At 75.3% G+C, this 18,861-nt stretch carries 18 protein-coding genes; 8 read left to right on the forward strand and 10 right to left on the reverse strand.

Features of this window, described 5'->3' with window-relative positions:
- Positions 1–24 precede the first annotated feature (24 nt).
- Together ACIA8Q_RS29010 and ACIA8Q_RS29015 are read right to left on the reverse strand one after the other, a co-directional pair.
- Positions 25–951, reverse strand: coding sequence for an aminoglycoside phosphotransferase family protein (locus tag ACIA8Q_RS29010; protein WP_396317954.1), 927 nt, complete (start codon positions 949–951; stop codon positions 25–27).
- A 55-nt stretch (positions 952–1,006) separates the two neighbouring features.
- Entirely contained in the window at positions 1,007–1,798 is a 792-nt protein-coding gene (locus ACIA8Q_RS29015; protein WP_360218715.1) for an alpha/beta hydrolase, read from the reverse strand.
- A 175-nt stretch (positions 1,799–1,973) separates the two neighbouring features.
- Between ACIA8Q_RS29015 and ACIA8Q_RS29020 the strand changes: the two genes are divergently transcribed.
- The 3 genes from ACIA8Q_RS29020 (at position 1,974) to ACIA8Q_RS29030 (ending at position 4,456) form a co-directional block, all read left to right on the forward strand.
- Complete coding sequence (locus ACIA8Q_RS29020) at positions 1,974–2,510, forward strand: PadR family transcriptional regulator (RefSeq protein ID WP_360218644.1); 537 nt, start codon at positions 1,974–1,976, stop codon at positions 2,508–2,510.
- Between the two features lie 66 nt (positions 2,511–2,576).
- Entirely contained in the window at positions 2,577–3,425 is an 849-nt protein-coding gene (locus ACIA8Q_RS29025; protein ID WP_360218641.1) for a class I SAM-dependent methyltransferase, read from the forward strand.
- A 188-nt stretch (positions 3,426–3,613) separates the two neighbouring features.
- Positions 3,614–4,456, forward strand: coding sequence for an undecaprenyl-diphosphate phosphatase (locus tag ACIA8Q_RS29030; RefSeq protein ID WP_387907251.1), 843 nt, complete (start codon positions 3,614–3,616; stop codon positions 4,454–4,456).
- Positions 4,457–4,667: 211 nt separating this feature from the next.
- Here ACIA8Q_RS29030 and ACIA8Q_RS29035 read toward each other — a convergent pair whose 3' ends face one another.
- Positions 4,668–6,155, reverse strand: a complete 1,488-nt coding sequence (locus ACIA8Q_RS29035) for a HEAT repeat domain-containing protein (protein ID WP_360218635.1) — start codon at positions 6,153–6,155, stop codon at positions 4,668–4,670.
- Between the two features lie 288 nt (positions 6,156–6,443).
- On the opposite strand from ACIA8Q_RS29035, the gene ACIA8Q_RS29040 reads away from it, so the two are divergent.
- Positions 6,444–7,085: a hypothetical protein gene (locus ACIA8Q_RS29040; RefSeq protein ID WP_396317944.1), complete on the forward strand. Its 642-nt coding sequence runs from the start codon at positions 6,444–6,446 to the stop codon at positions 7,083–7,085.
- Between the two features lie 123 nt (positions 7,086–7,208).
- On the opposite strand, the gene ACIA8Q_RS29045 is transcribed toward ACIA8Q_RS29040, so the two are convergent.
- Positions 7,209–8,690, reverse strand: coding sequence for a hypothetical protein (locus tag ACIA8Q_RS29045; RefSeq protein ID WP_360218629.1), 1,482 nt, complete (start codon positions 8,688–8,690; stop codon positions 7,209–7,211).
- A 471-nt stretch (positions 8,691–9,161) separates the two neighbouring features.
- On the opposite strand from ACIA8Q_RS29045, the gene ACIA8Q_RS29050 reads away from it, so the two are divergent.
- Positions 9,162–10,376, forward strand: a complete 1,215-nt coding sequence (locus tag ACIA8Q_RS29050; RefSeq protein ID WP_360218626.1) for a phosphotransferase — start codon at positions 9,162–9,164, stop codon at positions 10,374–10,376.
- A 10-nt stretch (positions 10,377–10,386) separates the two neighbouring features.
- Here the strand turns inward: ACIA8Q_RS29050 and ACIA8Q_RS29055 are convergent, their stop codons facing one another.
- The 3 genes from ACIA8Q_RS29055 to ACIA8Q_RS29065 all read right to left on the reverse strand — a co-directional run bounded on the left by ACIA8Q_RS29055 (position 10,387) and on the right by ACIA8Q_RS29065 (position 13,768).
- Positions 10,387–11,847, reverse strand: coding sequence for an acyl-CoA dehydrogenase family protein (locus tag ACIA8Q_RS29055; RefSeq protein WP_396317945.1), 1,461 nt, complete (start codon positions 11,845–11,847; stop codon positions 10,387–10,389).
- A 317-nt stretch (positions 11,848–12,164) separates the two neighbouring features.
- Positions 12,165–12,659, reverse strand: a complete 495-nt coding sequence (locus tag ACIA8Q_RS29060) for a hypothetical protein (RefSeq protein ID WP_360218620.1) — start codon at positions 12,657–12,659, stop codon at positions 12,165–12,167.
- Positions 12,660–13,528: 869 nt separating this feature from the next.
- The gene (locus tag ACIA8Q_RS29065) at positions 13,529–13,768 is read right to left on the reverse strand and encodes a DUF397 domain-containing protein (RefSeq protein WP_360218712.1); all 240 of its coding nucleotides are present in this window, start codon (positions 13,766–13,768) and stop codon (positions 13,529–13,531) included.
- A gap of 317 nt (positions 13,769–14,085) precedes the next feature.
- Between ACIA8Q_RS29065 and ACIA8Q_RS29070 the strand changes: the two genes are divergently transcribed.
- Positions 14,086–14,622 carry a PTS fructose transporter subunit IIA gene (locus tag ACIA8Q_RS29070; RefSeq protein ID WP_360218617.1) on the forward strand — a complete coding sequence of 179 codons (537 nt, stop codon included), beginning with the start codon at positions 14,086–14,088 and terminating at the stop codon, positions 14,620–14,622.
- A gap of 168 nt (positions 14,623–14,790) precedes the next feature.
- On the opposite strand, the gene ACIA8Q_RS29075 is transcribed toward ACIA8Q_RS29070, so the two are convergent.
- From ACIA8Q_RS29075 to ACIA8Q_RS29085, 3 genes are all read right to left on the reverse strand, one after another.
- Positions 14,791–15,279, reverse strand: a complete 489-nt coding sequence (locus ACIA8Q_RS29075; RefSeq protein ID WP_360218614.1) for an NUDIX domain-containing protein — start codon at positions 15,277–15,279, stop codon at positions 14,791–14,793.
- Positions 15,280–15,305: 26 nt separating this feature from the next.
- Complete coding sequence (locus tag ACIA8Q_RS29080; protein WP_363365569.1) at positions 15,306–15,854, reverse strand: sugar transferase; 549 nt, start codon at positions 15,852–15,854, stop codon at positions 15,306–15,308.
- Positions 15,855–16,079: 225 nt separating this feature from the next.
- Positions 16,080–16,352, reverse strand: coding sequence for a hypothetical protein (locus tag ACIA8Q_RS29085; RefSeq protein ID WP_360222307.1), 273 nt, complete (start codon positions 16,350–16,352; stop codon positions 16,080–16,082).
- A gap of 349 nt (positions 16,353–16,701) precedes the next feature.
- On the opposite strand from ACIA8Q_RS29085, the gene ACIA8Q_RS29090 reads away from it, so the two are divergent.
- Both ACIA8Q_RS29090 and ACIA8Q_RS29095 read left to right on the forward strand, forming a co-directional pair.
- Entirely contained in the window at positions 16,702–17,784 is a 1,083-nt protein-coding gene (locus ACIA8Q_RS29090) for a polysaccharide deacetylase family protein (RefSeq protein ID WP_396317946.1), read from the forward strand.
- 745 nt (positions 17,785–18,529) lie between these two features.
- The gene (locus tag ACIA8Q_RS29095) at positions 18,530–18,670 is read left to right on the forward strand and encodes a hypothetical protein (protein WP_396317947.1); all 141 of its coding nucleotides are present in this window, start codon (positions 18,530–18,532) and stop codon (positions 18,668–18,670) included.
- Positions 18,671–18,861 lie beyond the last annotated feature (191 nt).

Here is an 18,861-nt window from a genome sequence, read left to right on the forward strand (position 1 = left end):
CTGCCGCAACGGACGGGGGTCCGGTCAGCGCCCCGACAGCAGCTCCGCGAGGACCCGCTGCGCCGGGTCCAATGCCGCCTCGCCCTGCTCGGCCGCCCACACCGCGTTCTGCAGCACCCGCCCTAGCGTCCAGGCCGCGGCCGCCTGCCGGTCGGACGCCAGCGCCTCGGTCAGGAGGTCGAACCGCCGCCGCAGGGCCCGCCGGACATCGCCGGTGGCGACCACGTCGTCCCAGCGGTTGCGCAGCGCCGGGAGCAGCTCGAAGCCGGGGTGTCCGGCGAGCGGCTTGGGGTCGATGGCCAGCCAGTCGCCGCGGTCCGCGCCGTCGAGCGGCGCGAGCACGTTGCCGTAGTGCAGGTCCCAGTGCAGCAGGCGGTCGCCGGGTTCGGCGCGGACCTCGCGCAGGGCGGCGGCGCAGCCGGCGAGCAGCCCCCGTTCGACCGGGTCGGCGAGGGCGGCGACCGCGGCCGGGGCCCGGGCGAGCACGTCGTCCGCGACCTCGGCCAGCGTGCGCAGACCCGACGGAGCCTGACGCTGCGTCAGTTCCCGCAGCAGCTCGGCGAGCGCGCGCAGCGCCGCGCGTTCGTCCGGCACGTCGAGCAACGACCGCCCCGCGTCGAGCCGTTCCAGCAGCATCGCCCCGGAGTCCTCCGCGTGGCCGAGGAGCCGGACGGCGCCGCACCCCGCCCAGGTGCGGAGGGCGAGCGGCTCGCCGGCCGTCTCCTCGTCCACCGGCTGGAGCTTGAGCGCCGCGGGGCTGCCGTCGGCCCGCAGCACCGGCAGGACCAGCCCGACCGCGCCGTGTGCCGCCGGGCCGTCCGGGCGCAGCTCCCAGCGGTCCAGCAGGCCGTCCGCGAGGGCCGGGAGTCCGGCGGCCCAGGCCCGCCCGGCCGGCCCGAGGAACCGGTCTAGCGAGGCGGCCAGCGCGGGCGGGGCCTCGATTCCCGTCATCGGTCTCGTCACGCCTTCACGCTACGAGCCCTGAGCCGGGGCCGAGTCCGGGCCCTCAGCGGGGGCCGGGGCCGGCGGCGGGGTCGAGCCCGAGCGCCACCGCGGCCTCGTCGGCGAAGGCCTCCGGGTTGTCGAGCATGATGTTGTGCCCGCAGTCCGGAACGGCCACCACGCGGACACCGGCCGCCCGGAGCCCGTCGGCGTCGCGCGGCTCCCCGTCGGCCTGCGGGTGGAGGTAGGTGCGCGGGAGGTCGAGGCCGACCAGGAGTTCGCGCATCGTGGGGGTGGTCGCCCGGGCCAGGTGGACGGCGCTGCGGTGGAGCGCCTCGGGCCCGGCCAGGCGCATCGTCGACCACCAGGACGGGCCGACCCGCTCGGCGACCAGTTCCCGGCCGCCGGCCAGGAACTGTTCCTCGGTGAAGCCCGCGATCCCGCTGCCGCCGGGCCGCGGGCCGGGGGCGGCGGGGTCCAGGTTGGCGTCGACCAGGAGGAGCCGCGAGACCAGCCGCGGGTGCCGGTGGGCGAGGACCACGGCGACCGCGCCGCCCATGCTGTGGCCGACCACCTCCACACCGGTGAGCCCCTCCGCGGCCAGCGCGGCCGCGACGGCGTCCGCGTGCTGCTCCAGGGTGTAGCCGAAGTCGGCGGGACGGTCGCTGATGCCGAAGCCGAGCAGGTCGAGCAGGAGGGAGCGGCGACCGGCGAGCACCGGGTGGGCCGCCGCGGCCGCGAAGTAGACGGGCGAGCTGGCGCCCAGGCCGTGCAGGTAGAGCCGGGCGGGTTCGGCTCCCGGCAGTTCGACCCAGCGGATCAGGTCGCCGTTCGGGGTGACGGGGGCGTGGCGCAGCACGGGACTCCTCCTTCGACGCGGGACGTCGTTCGACTCGGAACAGCTCCGACGCCGGACGTCGCTCGACGCGGGACGTCGTTCGACTCGGACCATCGAGACCATACCTCGACAACGAGGTACCCTGGAAGCGATATACCGATGCCCCGAGGGACGGGTCTGAGAGAGTGGCCCCATGCTGAAGCTCGCGATCCTCGGATTCCTCTACGACCGCCCGCTGCACGGCTACCAGCTGCGCCGCCACCTCGCCGCGCTCACCGGACACGTCCGCCCGATCAGCGACGGCACGCTCTACCCGGCGATCAAGCGCCTGGAGTCCGACGGCCTGCTGGTCCGCGTCACCGAGCCCGGCAGCGCCGCCGCCCCGCGGCACACCCTCCACCTCACCGAGGAGGGCCGCGGCGCCCTGCTGGCACGGCTGCGCGAACCCGAGGCGCTGGACATCAGCGACGAGAACCGCTGGTTCACCCTGCTCGCCTTCCTGCGCCACCTCGACGACCCCGCCGCCCAGGCCGCGGTGCTCCACCGACGGCTGGCCTTCCTCACCGAGCCGGCCAGCTTCTTCTACGACGGGGACCGCCCGGTCGGCGCCGAGGAGTTCACCGACCCGTTCCGGCGCGGGCTGCTGCTGATCGCCCGCGCCACCAGCGAGGCCGAACTCGCCTGGCTGCGCGCCACCCTGGCCGAACTCGAGGGTGCACTGACGGACTGACCGAAACCCGCCCCGGCCGGTCGCCCTCCCCTTCCCCCGCCACGCCGCGCGTGCTCCGATGGCCCGATGGGCAACGGCACGGAGAGCGGCGACGGCAGGAATCCGGACGACGACGAGCGGACGAGCGACGTCGGACAGACCGGCCACGACGGACGGACGGGCCACGACGGGCAGGCGCGCGGTGTCGGCACGCAGGCGGGCGACGCGCGGCGCCCGGGGTACGACGGCACCGGCCCCGGCGCGATCACCCCGGACGGCTGCGCGGTCGAGATGTGGTCACTGCTGCCCGTCCGCGACGAGCCCGACGTGATCGGGGCCGCGGTGCCGGCCGGCGCCACCCTCCTCGAACTGGGCTGCGGCGTCGGCCGGGTGACGCACCCGCTGGCCGACCGGGGTTTCGCCGTGACCGCGGTCGACGAGTCCGCCGAGATGCTGGCGCGGGTGCGCCCGGACGTGCGCACCGTGCGCAGCCCGATCGAGCGGCTGGACCTCGGCGAGCGCTTCGACGTGGTGCTGCTCGGCTCCTTCCTGGTGCACGCGGGCGACCCTGCGGTCCGCCAGGGGCTGTTGGAGACCTGCCGCCGCCACGTCGCCGAGGACGGCTGCGTGCTGGTGCAGCGCGAGGGCGAGGACTGGCACCGCACCGTGCCGCGGGAGCGCCGGCTGGGGGACGGGTGGGGCCGGATCCTCTCCGCCACCCCCGTCGGGGACGGCGTCAACTCCGTGCTCGCCGAGTACGAGTTCCCGGGCGGCCGCTGGACGCAGACCTTCCTGGCCCGTCCGCTCAGCACGGCGGCGTTCGAACAGGCCTTGGCGGAGGCCGGCCTGACGGTCGAGCGCTACCTGACCGCGGACCGCACCTGGGTCCTCGCCAGGCCGTCCACCGAGCCTCCGGAGGGTCCGCCGAACAGGTGAACGGCAAGTCGTCACTTTGACCCCGTACCATCGGCCGCGCGCCGGGCCCGCGCGCGACCCGAGGGACGGGCGGGCACGGTCGTCCGCATGCCGGGGGCGAGCGCCGCGGCATGCCCGTACGCCCGTACCGACCTGCGAGGACCCCACATGTACGACGACCCACGGATACCCCGGACGGGTGTCCGGTGATCGACTGGTTCCACGGGGCCGTGCTCGGCCTGATCCAGGGGCTGACCGAGTTCCTGCCCGTCTCCTCCAGCGCCCACCTGCGGGTCTTCTCCGCCCTCCTGGGCTGGGACGACCCGGGCGCGGCCTTCACCGCCGTGACCCAACTCGGCACCGAGACCGCGGTGCTGATCTACTTCCGCCGGGACATCGCCGCCATCGTGCGGACCTGGACGCTGTCACTGTTCCGCCCGGCGCTGCGCTCCGAGCCGGACGCCCGGATGGGCTGGTTCGTGATCATCGGCACCCTGCCGATCGGGATCCTCGGCAAGCTGTTCCAGGACACCATCGAGACCCACCTGCGCGACCTGCGGATCATCGGCACCACGCTGATCGTGTTCGGCGTGATCCTGGCCCTCGCCGACCGCACCCGCGCGATCCGGCACGCCCGGCCGATCACCGAGCTGACCCTGCCGCACGCGGGCGTCTACGGCCTGGCCCAGGCGCTCGCGCTGATCCCCGGGGTGTCCCGCTCCGGCGGCACGATCAGCGCGGGCCTGCTGCTCGGCTACAGCCGGGAAGCGGCGGCCCGCTACTCCTTCCTGCTGGCGATCCCGGCGGTGCTGGCCTCGGGGGCGCTGGAGCTGTTCAAGATCGGCGAGGGGCCGGCCCCGGCCTGGGGGCCGACCGTCCTGGCCACCCTGATCGCGTTCGCGGTCGGCTACGCGGCGATCGCCTGGTTCCTCAAGTACATCTCGCACCACAGCTTCCTGCCGTTCGTGGTCTACCGGGTGCTGCTCGGCGTCCTGATCATCGGACTGGTGGCCGGCGGCGTCCTGGCCCCGGACGCGGGCGTGGTGAAGTAGAACGGCGTTTCAGAAAAACACCCGGGAGCGACCCGCGGGCGACCGAACGGGAACGGCTGCGGAGGCCCGGGCGCGGCGGAGGGGGGCCACCGGCACCCGGCACCCGCACCCGCACCCGCACCCGCACCCGCACCCGCACCCGCACCCGGGAACGACCGTGGGCCGGACACCGTTTCGAGGTGTCCGGCCCACGGCCCGTCGGACCGGGTGGCTAACCGGCGGTCAGCCGGCCGCGGACGGCGGCGTGGACCTCGGCCTCCTCGGCCGGGTCGGCGGCGAGCCGGCGCAGGCGCTCCAGCACGCGCGCGTCGCCCGTGGTGGCGACGTGGCGCGCGGCGAGCTCGCGGGTGGACTCCTCGCAGTCCCAGAGGCACTCGACGGCGGGGCCCTCCGGGAAGTGCACGTCGGTCGCGGCGAGCGCCCGGGCGGCGCGACCGCGCAGCTCCGAGGAGGCGGCCTCGCCGTAGATGTGGCGCAGGACGGGCACGGCGTCGGCGGCGGCCAGCCGCCCCGCACCGTCGACCAGCGACCCGAGCCCGGTACCGCTGACCCCGCGCACCGAGATCCAGCGGCGCAGCCCGTCGACGACCAGCGGCGCGTCGGCCGGCTCCCCGGCGTCGGCGAGCAGCTTGACGGCGGCCTCGCCGAGCGCGCTGTCGGCGCCGCCGGTGGCCGGGTCGGCCCAGCGGCGGGCCTGCGCCAGCACCTCGGGGCCGCGCATCCGGCCGAGCAGTTCCAGGGCGGCGCGCACGACCCGGTCGTCCACGTCGGCGGCGGCGGCCTCGATCAGCTCGACGGCGGCCGAGTCCCGCTGGTCGACGAGGTAGCGCAGGGCCGCCCGGCGGGCGCCGGGCAGGCCGTCGCGGGCGGTCTCCAGCAGGAGGGGGCGGTCCTCGGGCCGGACGACGGCGGTCAGGCAGCGGGCGGCCGCGGCGGCGCGGCGGTCCACGGCGTCGGGGGCGGACGGGTCGGCGGCGGGCTCGGGCCGGCCCTCGGGGCGGCCGAGGAAGGCGCCGGCGCCGAGGCCGCCGAGGTCGCCCTGGTCGGCCCAGGCCAGCACGTCGGCGGTCGACCAGCCCGGGGTCACGCCGCCGCGGTTGAGCTGGCGCTGCCAGAGGTCGAAGGGGGACTGCTCGCTGGCCGCGGCCACTCTCGGGTGGTAGGCCGCCCACAGCCGCCAGGGCCGGGGCTCGTACGCGTTGCGGATGAACTCGCGCAGCTCGGCGTCGCCCTCGGGGCCCGGCGCGAAGTGGTCCAGCACCGCGGTGCCGAGCAGCAGCAGGCCGCGGTCGTCGTCGCGCAGCGCGAGCTCGTCGAGGGCCCAGGACCAGTTCGCGCCGGTGGCGGCGTACTCGCGCAGCATCAGCAGCGCGTCGCGCCGGCCGTACGCGGCGAGGTGGCCCAGGACGGAGAGGGCGAGGCCGGTGCGGCTCTCGTCGTCGGTCACGAGGTCCTCGGCGGAGTGGAGGTGGTCCTCGATGCCGTCGAGGGGCGCCTCCAGCTCCATGTAGAGGCGGGCGTAGTAGAGGGAGCGGCTCTCGACCTGCCAGTCGGCTCGCGGATCCCTGGTGACGCACTCCTCCAGCGCGGCGACGGCCTCGGTACGGTCGGCGGCCAGCGCGTGGAGCTGCCCGTCACCGCGGCCTCGCTGCAGGAGGCCGAGGAGGCTGGCGCTAGGTGCTATCACTGGCTCGAACATGAGGTCAGCATCCGTTGCGGCGGTCGTAGTGGCAACGGGATTTCCGTCGCCGGGGTCTCTGGTCGGTACTGCGGTGGGCGCCCGGGCGCCGGAATCACCGAAGGTTACCGCCTCGGGCCCCCCGCCGCACACAGGGCGACGAAGGCTCCCGCCAGGGTGGCATATGCCAGAGGAATTTTGCCTGCGTTCTGTCCAAATCGCCCGCAAGGGGCGGGCACGCTGTGCGACAGTCTTCTCACCACCCGAGAGCCCGTGCAGAACGGGCCGCACCCGAGCGATGGGCCGGTCATGAACATGCCCTTAGGCGCCGCCCGCCCGCCGGACACCGCCACGGTGGACGGCGCCCCGGCGGGCACGACGGACCGCACCGCCCACGACGGCGGCTCCGGGGACGCGGGCGACGCGGACAGCGGAACGGACGGCAGAGTGGACGGCACGGCACGGGAGCCGTCCGGCCCCGATCTCGGCCAAGAGGACGTTCCCTCCCCCGACGGCCCCGCCCCGGGCGACCCCGCCCCGGACGGTCGCTCCCCCGACGGCCGTTCCCAGGACGGCCGTTCCCGGGACGGTCGCTCCCCCCACGGTCGCGAGCGCGACACGGGCCCGCGCGACGTCGTCGGCTCGGCCGAGTGGGACCTCGTCACCGACCGCGTCCACTGGACCGCCGAGGCGTACCTCCTGCTCGGCTGCGACCCGGGCGACGGACCGCTCAGCCTCGACCGGCTGCCCGACCGCCTCCCCGAGGCCGACCGGCCGCTGCTGCGCCGGATGATGACCGACGCCCTGATCCACGGCCGCACCTCCGCCGGCACCCTGCGGATCCACCGGGGAGGCGGCCGGCCCGCCGACGTCGAGTGCGCGGGCGAGCCCGTCCTCGGCGCGGACGGCACCGTCACCGCCCTGCGCATGCTGCTCCGACCGGCGCGCTGACCCGTCCGGCCGGGCCCGGCCCGTCCTTCCCCGCAGGCCCGTCCTTCCGCGCAGACCCGGCCGGGAGCCCCGACGGCCGCTCCCGCCGGGGGCCCGCCGGGTGCCCCTCCGACGACGGCCTCCTCAGGACGGCTTCGGCCGGTTCTTGGCGTCCGCCGCCCGCAGCTCCCGCCCCAGCTCGGCCCGCAGCTCGTCCACCAGCGGCAGCCCCCGGTAGCGCGCGGTCAGCCGGTACATCTCGCGCAGCCGGTCCCAGGTCCGGTGCGAGGAGTTCTGGCCGATCAGGTTCATCACCATCTTCGCCTGGAAGTCCGCCGCGTCCGGTTCGCCGGTGAGCCAGTGCACCGAGGCGAGGGTGATCCGGTCGAACAGCGCCGAGCGCAGCTGCCCGGTGCCCTCCCGCAGGGCGATCACCCGCTCCGCGTGCCGCTGCGCCTGCGGGGCCGCCGAGGGGTCGTGCTCGGCCAGCGTCCGCAGCACCAGCGCCTGCATGCCGCGCAGTTCGGCCTCGTCGAAGACCTGCATCCAGGACGGCGGCGGCTCCGGAGCGTCCTCGGCGAACAGGTCCTCGGCCTCGCCGAGCAGCCGCCAGGTGTCCTGCGAGTGCCCGATCGAGGCGTGCGCCCACGCCTCGACGGTGTTGAGCATGGCCCGCGTTCTCGGCAGCACCCGGCCGCCGGCCGCCTTGGCCGCCCCCATCAGGTCGATCGCGTCGTCGGCACGGCCCAGGTGGACCATCTGCCGCGCGGCCCGCGAGATCGCCTCGCCGGCCCGCGGCCGGTCGCCGGCCTCCTTGGCCGCCTCCGCCGCGATCATGAAGTACCGCTGCGCGGTGGGCTCCAGGCCGACGTCGTGGGACATCCAGCCCGCGAGCACGGCCAGGTTGGCCGCCACCAGCCACAACCGCTGTTCGACGACCGCGGCGTGCCGGTGCGTCAACAGGCCGCCCACCTCGTTGAGCTGACCGACCACCGCCTTGCGCTGCAGCCCGCCGCCGCGGGCCGCGTCCCAGGCCCGGAAGACCTGCACGGAGTGCTCCAGCGACTCCACCTCGTCGAGCCCGACCGGGCCCGCGTCGTACACGTCCACCACCGGGCGGGCACCGCCGGCGGTGATGACCTGGCGCGGTCCGGGCACCGAGGCCGCGTACGCGACGGCGTCCCCGCCCAGCCAGCCCTTCAGGGAGTCGGCGATGACCGTTCCGGCCGTGAGCGCGGCGCCCGCGCCCACCAATCCACGTCGGTTCAGCATGAGGTCCATTCCCGTGAACTCGGTGAGGACCGCGGCCGTTCGATCCGGCGACCATGGCACTGCTGCGGACGGTGCCGCTCCGGACCTGGTTGGCCGGTGTCGTTCCAGACCGAGGTCCTCAGTGGTGACGACACGGCCGAGCCGCTCCGTGAACACGGCCGCCAGCACCCTCGGGACCGGATCGCGGGGGACCTCCCCCTGCTCGATCCAGCGCCGTACCCTCGACGTGTCGGTGGACAGCTGCTGCTGTCCCATCGCGGCACCCCGACGGTTGACCAGCCGTGCCAGTTCGCCCTTCGACCATCCGGTCAGGACGAACAGGTCGGCGAGTCGGGTGTTGGGTCCCCTGCTCAATGAAGCCCCCAGGATCCTCGGCTGGTTCGAGGCTAGAGGCTCGGGCAAGTGCCAGGCGAGCATTCGCCACCGTTCGCCAGGGCCCGCCAGACTACTAAGCCAGTGCACGGCGGGTGTGTTGTAGGGGTGCGCCACCTCGCCCCAGGGTCGGGCGGCGTCCCACCAGCGTCGGGGCAGTCCCCCGTCCGTGGCACGGGACGCCTCCGGTCCTCACCCGAGGGGGTGGCGCGGCCGGGTGGCGCGGGGGCGCCGGGCACGGCCACGGCAGTCCGACCGACCGCATTCCCCAGGGTGCGGACGGGCGGACCGCCGCAGGAGGGGTCCCCCGACCCCCGCGTCCGTGCCCGGCGCCCGCGCACCACCCACCGCTCCGAGCCAGGGCCGCCGTCACGCCAGGAAGCACGCGGCACCGGCCCTCCCCGCACCGCGGGGCGCACCCGCCGACGGACAGGAAGGGACCACCCTCACCCCATGTACTCCTCAGCGACGACCCCCACGCCGACCGCGACCCGCACCGCGCTGCGCCCCCCCACCGCAGCCGCCGGCCGTCCCGGCCCCAAGCAGGTGCCCCCGTCGAGCCGCCCGGTGGCTCCGCGCGGCACCGAGGGCCGGTCCACGGACGCCCGGGTCCCGGCCGGCCGTACGGCGCTGGGGCTGCGCGGCCCCGAGACCGCCCCGCCCGCCGGCGGCCGGGTCCCGCTCGCCCGGCAGGCCGACGGCCGGGTGCTGCGCCAGCCGCACCGGCCCGGCCAGGTCGGCGGCCCCGAACGGATCGACCCGTCGGCGCTGCAGACCCCGGCGGTACGGGCCGCCCTGGCGAGCGTCGCGCGGATATGTCCCGCGTTCACCCCGCGCCAGGTGCTGCGCGAGGGGAGCCGCCACATCCTGGTGGCGGGCACCATCGGGCGGGCCCCGGTGGTCGCCAAGTGCCTGGCCCCGCAGGCGGTGCGCAGCGGGCACTTCGAGCAGCTGGTGGCCGACTTCCACCACGAGGTCGCGGTCTACCGGGCGTTCGTCCGGCACCGCCCGCCGGTGCGGCTGCCCCGGCTGGTCGCCGCCGACCACGACCGCTGCGTGCTCGTCATGGAGCGCGTCCCCGGCCGCCCGGCGGCCCGGGAGCGCCACCCCGTCAACGCGCCCACCCCGGGCGAGGTGCGGGCGCTGCTGACCGCCGTCCGGACGCTGAACCTGTGGCGGCCGCCGACCGACGTGTTCCAGCCGCGCATGGACTACCAGTTGGAGGTCGCCCGCTACCACTCGGTGGGCCAGCTCACCGACCGGGACGCCGGCGACCTTCGCGGCCTGCTGCACGGCCTCGGCCACACCCCGCTCCAGCTCTGCCACGGCGACGCCCTGCTCAGCAACATGCTGCTGGCGCCGTCCGGCCCGGTGCTGGTCGACTGGGAGCAGGCCGGCTGGTACCTGCCCGGCTACGACCTGGCGGTGCTGTGGAGCGTGCTCTCCGGCGACACCGCCGCCCGCCGCCAGATCAGCCAACTCGCGCAGAGCGGCGGCACGATGGCCCGGGACGCGTTCCTGGTCAACCTGGTGCTGGTGCTGATGCGGGAGATCCGCCTGTACGACGTGCCGGGCGCCGGCGAGGAGCAGCGGATCATGATCCGTCGGCTCTACGACGACGCCGCGCTCGCCCGGCGGGCCGTCCGCGCGGCGGTCGGCACCCGCTGAGGACGGAGTCTCAGGGCCGGCCCCCGCGCTCCAGCGCGGCCCGGCCCGCGGCCTCCAGGACGGCCTCGTCCGGGGCCAGGTGCACCCGGCTGCTGAGCACGTCCCGCAGGTAGCGCTCCAGCGGGTGACGCCGGCTCAGGCCGGGGTTGCCGGTGAGCGCCACCGCCTGCTGGACCGCCGCGGTGGCGGCCCGGGTGGCCAGCAGGTGGGCGGGGCCGGTCCGGGCGACGGCGTCCGGCTCGCCCCGGTCCACCCGGGGCGCCAGGCCCGCCACCAGCTCCTCGGCGCCGATCAGCTGGGCCTCGATCTCGCCGAGGGCGCAGCGGTAGCGCGGCAGGGTGCCGAGCGGCTCGGTCAGGTTGGCCGGAGTCCGCTGGTTGAGGAAGCCGACCAGCCAGGCCTCGGCGGCGCGGGCGACGCCGATCGCCACCGCGGAGAGCGCCAGGTCGTGCCAGGCCCGGGTGAGTTCGGCGGCCCCGGCCTCCTGGGCGTCCGCCCCCGCCGGCCCGTCCGCCTTCGCCGCCGCACCCGACCTCGCGCCCGCCGCACCCGCCCTCGCACCCATCGGCCGCGCCGGACCGAGGCCCAGGGCGAGATCGGCCGGGACCCGGACCCGTTCCAGCACCACGTCGTGGCTGGCGCTGGCCCGCAGACCGAGCTGGTCCCAGGTCGGGTCGATCTCCAGCCCTTCGCTCTCGCCGCGGACCAGGAAGGTCCCGACCCTCGGCTCCGGCTCGTCGGTCCGCGCGGTGACCGCCATCCAGGCCAGCGCCTCGGCACCGGTGCAGTACGTCTTCCGGCCCGTCAAAGACCAGCCGTCGCCGTCCCGTCGGGCCAGCGTCCCCGGCAGCTCGCCGGGCCGGCCGCCCGGCTCCGCGCTCAGCGTGGTGACCAGCGCAGGCCCGCGCCGGGACTCGACGAGCAGCCGCCGGTAGCCCGCGGTCGGCCAGGCCCCGCGGCGGGCCTGCTCGGCGTGCTGGAGCAGCGTGAAGGCCGTCACCACCGCCACCGAGGCGTCCCCGCGCCCGAGTTGGGCGAGCACCCGGACGACGTCGGCGAGCGTGCCGCCCGGCCCGCCGTAGCGCCGGGAGACCGTCAGGGTCAGCAGCCCGGCCTCGTGCACCGCCTCGATGCCCTGGTACGGGAAGGTCGCGTCGCGGTCGTGCTCCTCGGCGCGGGCCGCGAGCAGGTCGACCACCCGGGGCAGGCCGGCGAGGGCGGCGGTGACCGCCGTGCGGTCGGGCGCGGCGTCGGCGGCGGCGGCGCTGCCGGTCGCGGCATCGCCGGTCGCGGTCCGGCTGGATGCGGTCCGGCCGGATGCGGGTTGGCCGGTCGCCGGTGCTTCGGGTGCGGCGTCCGCTGCGGCGCTTCGGCCGGATGCGGGTTGGCCGGAATCCGACCGTCCCGCCGTGCCCCGCAACGGGGCGGAGGGGCGGTCCGCAGGCGAACGGTCGGCGGTGGTGGTCGTCATGGCGGTGGGGCCTCCGGGCGGCAGCGTGGGCTCGGCAGGTGCGGGCGGCACGCCGGACGGGCGCGCGGTACCGGCGGGCGGCCCCGGAGGTCAGGTCGCTGCCCGCCCCCGGATGGGGCACCGACCGCACTCGGCCCGGCACCCGCCGCCACGGGGACGAATCCCCCTCAGCGGCCCGGACACACCGCGCTGGCGGTGCGCCGCAGGTCCAGATAGCTGCGGCGGGTCAGCAGCGGGAGACGGCACGACATGTTCGCGACTGTACGAACCGGTGATCGAAACCGTCAAGCGGCGTCCGGGCCCCGGGCAGGGGTCGGTCAGCCCTGCTGGAACATGTCCGAGGGGAGCGGCTTCAGCAGTTGATACAGGTCGTCCGAAATCGGTCGGTCCCAGGACGCGATGGTGACCTGGACGCCGTCGCTGCGCCCGAACTGCGCGCAGAACACCCGCTCCTCGCTGACCTTGACCTTCTTCACGATCAGCAGGTCGTCCCCGAGCATGACCGGGAAGTCCTCGGCCGAGACGAACTCGACCGGCTCGTCGTTCTCCAGCGCCGCGAGCAGCTGCCGCACCTCGAAGGGCACCTCGTCGCCGGTGTCCCGGGCCGGCGAGCCCTCGGGCAGGTTGCCGATGAACATCGCCGGGCCTCTGCCGCCGAACAGGTCGTAGCGCAGGAAAATCCCCTGGCAGGAGCCGTCCGGGCCGGTCATCATGGCCGCACCGAAGTCACCGGGCCAGTCGCCCGGGTCCATCGCGAGCACGTCGAAGTCCGGGCCGGCGGGCTGTCCGGAGCGACGGCGGAGAAAAGACATGGGAACATCGTACGTGCCCGGCACACCACGCTCGCGAGGTGGGTGGGGCACCGGCGGGAGATCGACGCTCAGAGACCAATGTTGACTCTGAGCAACCGTCCGGGCTACGTTCGGTTCAGCACGACAGCCGTTCTGGGTTTCACCCTCCGGGGGGACGGCATGTCGCAACGCGGCCCTACACGCGTATCCCTCACTGTGCACTTTGTCGTGCCGAACTGCCGAGCACCCAGCTTCGTCGTCGCACACAGCACAGCACACAAGCCAACAGTTCCACGTACCACAAGCCAGATCCGCGGGGCCCCGGCCCGTCGCTCCCGTGGATCTGCTCGGGACGCCGCCGCGTGGGGGCGTGCGGGTCCCGAGCAAACGGTGTCGTCGCCGAGTCGCTCTCGGCTTCGGCGCCAGCCTCCCGGCGACTGCCGGCCCTTCGTGGGCCGGGACCGGCCGACGCACCCCCGGTGCGCAGGGGATGACTGGGAGGATGGCCTGGCATTGCTGCCGGGCCGCACAGCAGGCGCCGTGTCTGGCCGCGTGGGGGCGGTGGGCACGGCGTCTGCCTGTGCTCATACTCTGAGCTGCGTTTGTCTAACAGTCAACAGAAATTCTGACGGGGCACGCTCAATAGATCATCACTTGTGATGTTCGGGCCCGAAATCACCTGTGGAGCGACCCCCGCCCGGGGACCGCTCCACAGCCGTCGGACCACGGCCCGGGCGAACGTCGGATGAATCCTTGGCGACGCGGGGGCGACCCCTGCGTGACCTCCGGGCGAATCCCGGGTGACGGCGGCGCCGCCGGCGCCGCCCGGGCGCGGGCCCTCACCGGGCTCCCGACGGGCCTTCACGGATCCCGGCGGGCCCGACACACCCTCAGGTGAGGTCGAACTCGCCGTCCCTGGCGCCGAGCACGAAGGCACGCCACTCCCCCGGGGTGAACACCAGCACCGGCCCGTCCTCCTGGCGGCCGTCCCGCATCCCGATGTACCCGTCCACGAACGCGATCTGGACGTCCCCCACACCCTGGCTGCTGCACAGCCACGTCGCCCCGGTGAAGTCCACCTTCGGCTTGCCGCTCGGCGCCGGTCCGGGCTGCACGCCGGCCGCCTCCACGTCGATCCCGCTGTTGACTGCCACGATCCGGTCTCCTCCCGACGGCGGTTCCACGTCCAGCCTAGCCACACCCACCCGCCCCGGTCAGCGGGTTGACGAGGACCGCCCCAGCCGGGAACGGGCGCCGCCGGAGGCCCGCTCAACGCGTGTCCCGCCGGGCGCGGGACACCGGAGCTGCCAGAGTGCTCGACAGGGCGCGCACACGCCCCCGCCGGCCGTCCACGGGCCCGGCGACCGACGGCCCGTCCGCACCTCCGCTCGTGCCTCCGTCCGCGCCTCCGCCCGAACCCGCCCACCGAGACCCCCAGGAGCAGCCGATGAGCCGCCGGGACGGCACCCGCGCCGACGTCATCCCCATCTCGGACGCCCCTTCGGCCCACCCCCCGGCGCCCCGCACCCCGCCCTCGCCGGCCACCCTGCCGCGTCCCACCCCCGGCCGGCCCCCCGCGCACGGGCGGGTCGGGGTCGTCCTGGTGTCGCACAGCCAGGAACTGGCCACCGCCGTCCGCTCCGTGGCGCTCGCGCTGACCGGATCCGACACCCCCGCCCCGGTCGCCGCGACCGGAGGGGATCCGGCCGGGCCGGGCATCAGCGCCGTCCTGGTCGCCGCCGCCACCCGCCGGGTCGACCAGGGGCACGGCGTGGTGGTGCTGGCCGACCTCGGCAGCGCGGTCACCACGGTCCGCGCGCTGCTCTCCGACGCCGACGAGCACGGCCTCCCGTTCCCCGTCCGCTTCGCCAACGCCCCGTTCGTCGAGGGGGCGGTGGCCGCCGCCGCGACCGCCACGGCCGGCGGCGACCTCGCCGCCGTGCTGGACGCCGCGGAGGAGGCCTACCGGCAGCACAAGGACTAGGGCAGCCCCAGGGTCCGGCCCCCACCGGGCCGGTGCCACGGCATTCGCCCACGACCCTCTTCCACACGGTGTGACCGGGCCGCTACCATCGGCACGGACGCGGCGCCGGCCCCGGTGCCGTCTGGGGAAGGGAGGCGGGGATGCCCGGGACCGCCCGCGGCACGCAGGTCAGGGCCGCTCCTTGCCCTCCCACGCGAAGACCGCCGGCCCCTCGCACTCCAGCGCGTGGCGCAGCCGGTCCTGCTCGACGTCGATCATCGGCGGCAGCGCGTCCAGGGGGAACCAGCCGACCTCCAGCGACTCGTCGTCGTTGACCCTCGCCTCACCACCGACCACCCGACACCGGAAGGTCAGCACCAGGTACTGCGCGACGTCGCCGTTCGGGTACGAGACGGGCGGCGGGACGGTGGCGGAGGCGAGCAGCTCGGGCACGACCGTCACCCCGGTCTCCTCCAGGCACTCCCGCACCACGCCGTCGGCGGGCTGCTCCCCCGGCTCGAGGATGCCGCCGACCGGCGCCCACCGGCCGTCGTCGGCCCGCTTGACGAGCAGCACCCGGTCGCGGTCGTCCAGGACGACGGCGACGACGGAGCTCAGCCAGAGCGGGCGGTGGCCCACGAGGGTGCGGAGGTCGGCGAGGAACGCGGGAATGGCCATGCGCCGCAGCCTACCGAGACGGGGCGTCAGGTCGGCGGCACCGCGGGGCCCCCGGGGCGGTGCGCGGGGGGCGGGCCCGGGCGCAGCAGGGCCAGCACCGTCAGCCCGAGGATCCGCAGGTCCAGCCGGAGCGAGCGGTGCTCGACGTACCAGAGGTCGAGTTCGGCCCAGTCCGCGCGGGCGAGCGGGCGGCCGGCCTGGAGCTGGGCCCACCCGGTCAGCCCGGGGCGGACGTCGAGGCGACCGCGCTCGCGGCGGGAGTAGCGGACCACCTGGTCCGGGCGGGCGGGGCGCGGGCCGATCACCCCCATCTCGCCGCGGGCGACGTTCCACAGTCGCGGCAGCTCGTCCAGGCCGGTCCGGCGGAGCAGTGCGCCGAGCCGTCCGCCCGGACCGGTCCTGCGGGTATGGAACCGGAGCACCTGGAACTCCCGGCCGTGCCGGCCGGCGCGGGTCTGCCTCAGCAGCACCGGGCCGCCGTCGGTGCAGCGGAGCAGCGCGGCGATCGCCAGGGCCAGCGGGAGCGCGACGATCCCCGCCAGGGCGGCGAGGGCGAGGTCCCCACCGCGTCTCATGAGACGGACACGGCGGCACGCGGTATCGGGCCCGGCTCCCCGCCCATCGTTCCCCTCCACGGCCTCGTCCGGCACAAGAACGCATTCACTGTAAGTGGGGCCGGTGTGCCGCCACCCGGAAATAGTGAAAGAAGTGGGCAGAACATTGCCCGACAGGCCGAAATTCGGTCGATCTGACCAATATCGCTCGATCTGCGTTCGTAATGCCGAGGGCAATCGAAGTAGTCAGAGCGTGGCGCCCCGCCGGTAGCGCAACAGGCCGAAAGCGATCCGTCCGAGCAGCAGCACCCCGGCCGCCAGGCAACCCGCCACGGCCATCGCCCAGGCCGGGCCGTCGTTGTCCGGCACCACCACGGCCACCACGATGCCCAGCGCCAGGCAGGCCAGACCCACCACGGCCAGCGGGAGCTGGTGGGTGACCAGGGCGCCGCCGCTCCAGGCACGGGCCATCCTGGTCGCGCCGTGCAGGTGGAAGGGATCACGGTCCGCATCTGCCATGAGCCCAAGGTACCCCGGGCCGGTGCCGCGGGCAGCCCGCAGGGAGTGAACATTCGGCCACCCTGCGCCACCGGCCGCCAAGCCGTTCGGGCCCGGTCCGATCCGGCCGCGCACGCGCATTACGGCTCCACAATCAGTCCACGAAAAATCCTCGTCCCCCCGGTACAACCATCCGCTCGGCGCAGCGGTCTCAATGGCATTGAGCGATCCAGGAGCCGTTCACGGGAGGGCGCGAGCCCCCACCGCGAACAGGAATACCCAGGGGGCGGAGCCGCCGTCCCCTGGAGTCGGAGGCCGGGCTCCGCCCTCCGGCGGTACCGCCACGCCGCTCGGCGACCGAGGGGGAACCGTGCCGCAGTCCCAGTCCACCACGTCGATCTCCATGGCCCCCACCAGGCCCGCCCCACGCGTGCGCGCGCTGCCGCCCGCGGCGGCCACCACCACGACCACCGCTGCCACGGCCACCACTGTCACGGCCACCACCGCCGGGCTCCGCCGGCCGCCGGTCGACGGCTGCCGGCCGGACGCACGGGGCGAGTGGCTGCGCTTCGCCCCCGTCCAGCCGATCTTCCGCGCCCGCGCCGCACAGCGCCTCGCCGTGCTCGCCTACCACGGCGTCACCGACCACCGGTCGTTCGGCGCCCAGCTGGACCGGCTCCGAAGACTCGCCACCCCGGTCTCCCTCAACGCCGTGCTCCAGGCCGTCACCGAACGGCGGCCGCTACCGCCCCGCAGCGTCCTGGTCACCTTCGACGACGCCGACCGCAGCGTCCTCACCCACGCCCTGCCCGCCCTCGACGCCCGCTCCATCCCCGCCACCGCCTTCGTCATCTCCGAGCTCATCGGCACCGAGCGCCCGTTCTGGTGGCACGAGGCCGACTTCCTCGCCCGGCACGGCGGCCGCGCCCGCTCCCTCGACTGCGGACACCCCTCCCAGCTGCTCCCCCGGCTCAAGGCCATGCCCGACCCCGACCGGCGGCGCAGCCTGCACGAACTGCGGGTCAGCGCCCACCGCAGACCGCCCAGCCAGGAACAGCTCACCCCCGCCGACCTGCTCGCCCTGCGCGACGGCGGGGTCGCCATCGGCAACCACACCCAGGGGCACCCCTGTCTCGGCCGCTGCGACGACGCCACCGTCCGCGCCGAGATCACCGGCGCCCACGAGGCCCTCACCCGGTGGCTGGGCGAGCCGCCCATCGCCTTCGCCTACCCGGACGGGGGCCACGACCCGCGTGCGGAAGCCGTCCTGCAGGAGCTCGGCTACCGCCTCGGCTTCCTCTCCGACCACCGCCTCGGCCCCCGCATCCCCTCCCACCCGCTCCAGATCAGCCGCCTCCAGGTCGACTCCACCACCAGCACCCGCCGGTTCGACACCATCCTCTCCGGCCTCGAACCCGCCTACCGCCGCTGGCGCCGTCAGGCCGTGGCCTGACCCCAAGGGGCCAACATGTGCCCCTCCGCGGGGGAGGTCGGCCCACCCGACTCCCCCGTGGAGCGATCAGCGCCACGCCCACCGAGTTCCCGTGACCACCACCTGCACGAAGCACCGAAATGCCGCCATGCGCCTGAGGCAGCGCATCCCGCAGGCACTGCGCTGCAACCGGCGACGCCAGGCGCCCGACCCAAGGCACCCCACACGGGCACGGGGCCACGCAAAGCCGCCACCCCCAGAAGTCGGCCCCGCCGACTTCCCGTGCCGAACCCCCACCCTGCGGCCAACCACCTCCAGCCAAGGTGCCAGGCGCCGAGGCGCCACCCCGCACCCGAGGCGTCACATCCCGCGCAGGAAGTCAGCCCCGCCGACTTCCGGCGGAGACGACCTGCGTCGCGGACAACCGCGGAGGGGCATGGGCGCAAGGCACCGCAGGCCGCCATGCGCCCGAGGCAGCGCACCTCGCCCGGGAAGTCCGCCCGACCGACCTCCCACGCAGAGGGATCGAAGCCACTCGGACTCACCGCTCCAGACGTCAGCCCTGCCGACTTCTCGTGACGAACACCTGCGCTTCGGCCGACCCTCTCGGGCCACGGGCGCGGGGCTCACAGAGGCCGCCTTTCACTCGAGGCGTCAGGTCCCACGCGGGAAGTCGACCCCGCCGACTTCCCGCGCTGGACACCGGCCCCGTGGCCAATCTCCTCCGGCCGCGGACAGCGCCTGAGGCGAGGCGCCGAAGGCCAGCATGGATCGAGGCAGCGGCATCCACCCGGTCGAACTGCCCTGCCAGCGGATGAGGCAGCTCGGACTCACCGCCCCGGAAGTCGACCCCGCCGACTTCCTGCGACGGGCACCTGCACTGCAGCCGGCCTCCTCGGGCGACTGACAGGCGCGAGCGAGAGGCGCCGCATGCGGCCATGCGCCTGAGGCAGCGCATCCCACGTGGGAAGTCGGTCTGATCGACCTCCCGACGGAGGACACGATGCCACGCCGACTCACCGCCCTGGGAAGTCGGCCCCATCGACTTCCCATGCGGGACACCGGTGCTACAGCCAGTCCCTCCGCCCACGAACGGCC

It is taken from the genome of Kitasatospora sp. NPDC051705 (assembly GCF_044453265.1).
Lineage (GTDB): Bacteria > Actinomycetota > Actinomycetes > Streptomycetales > Streptomycetaceae > Kitasatospora.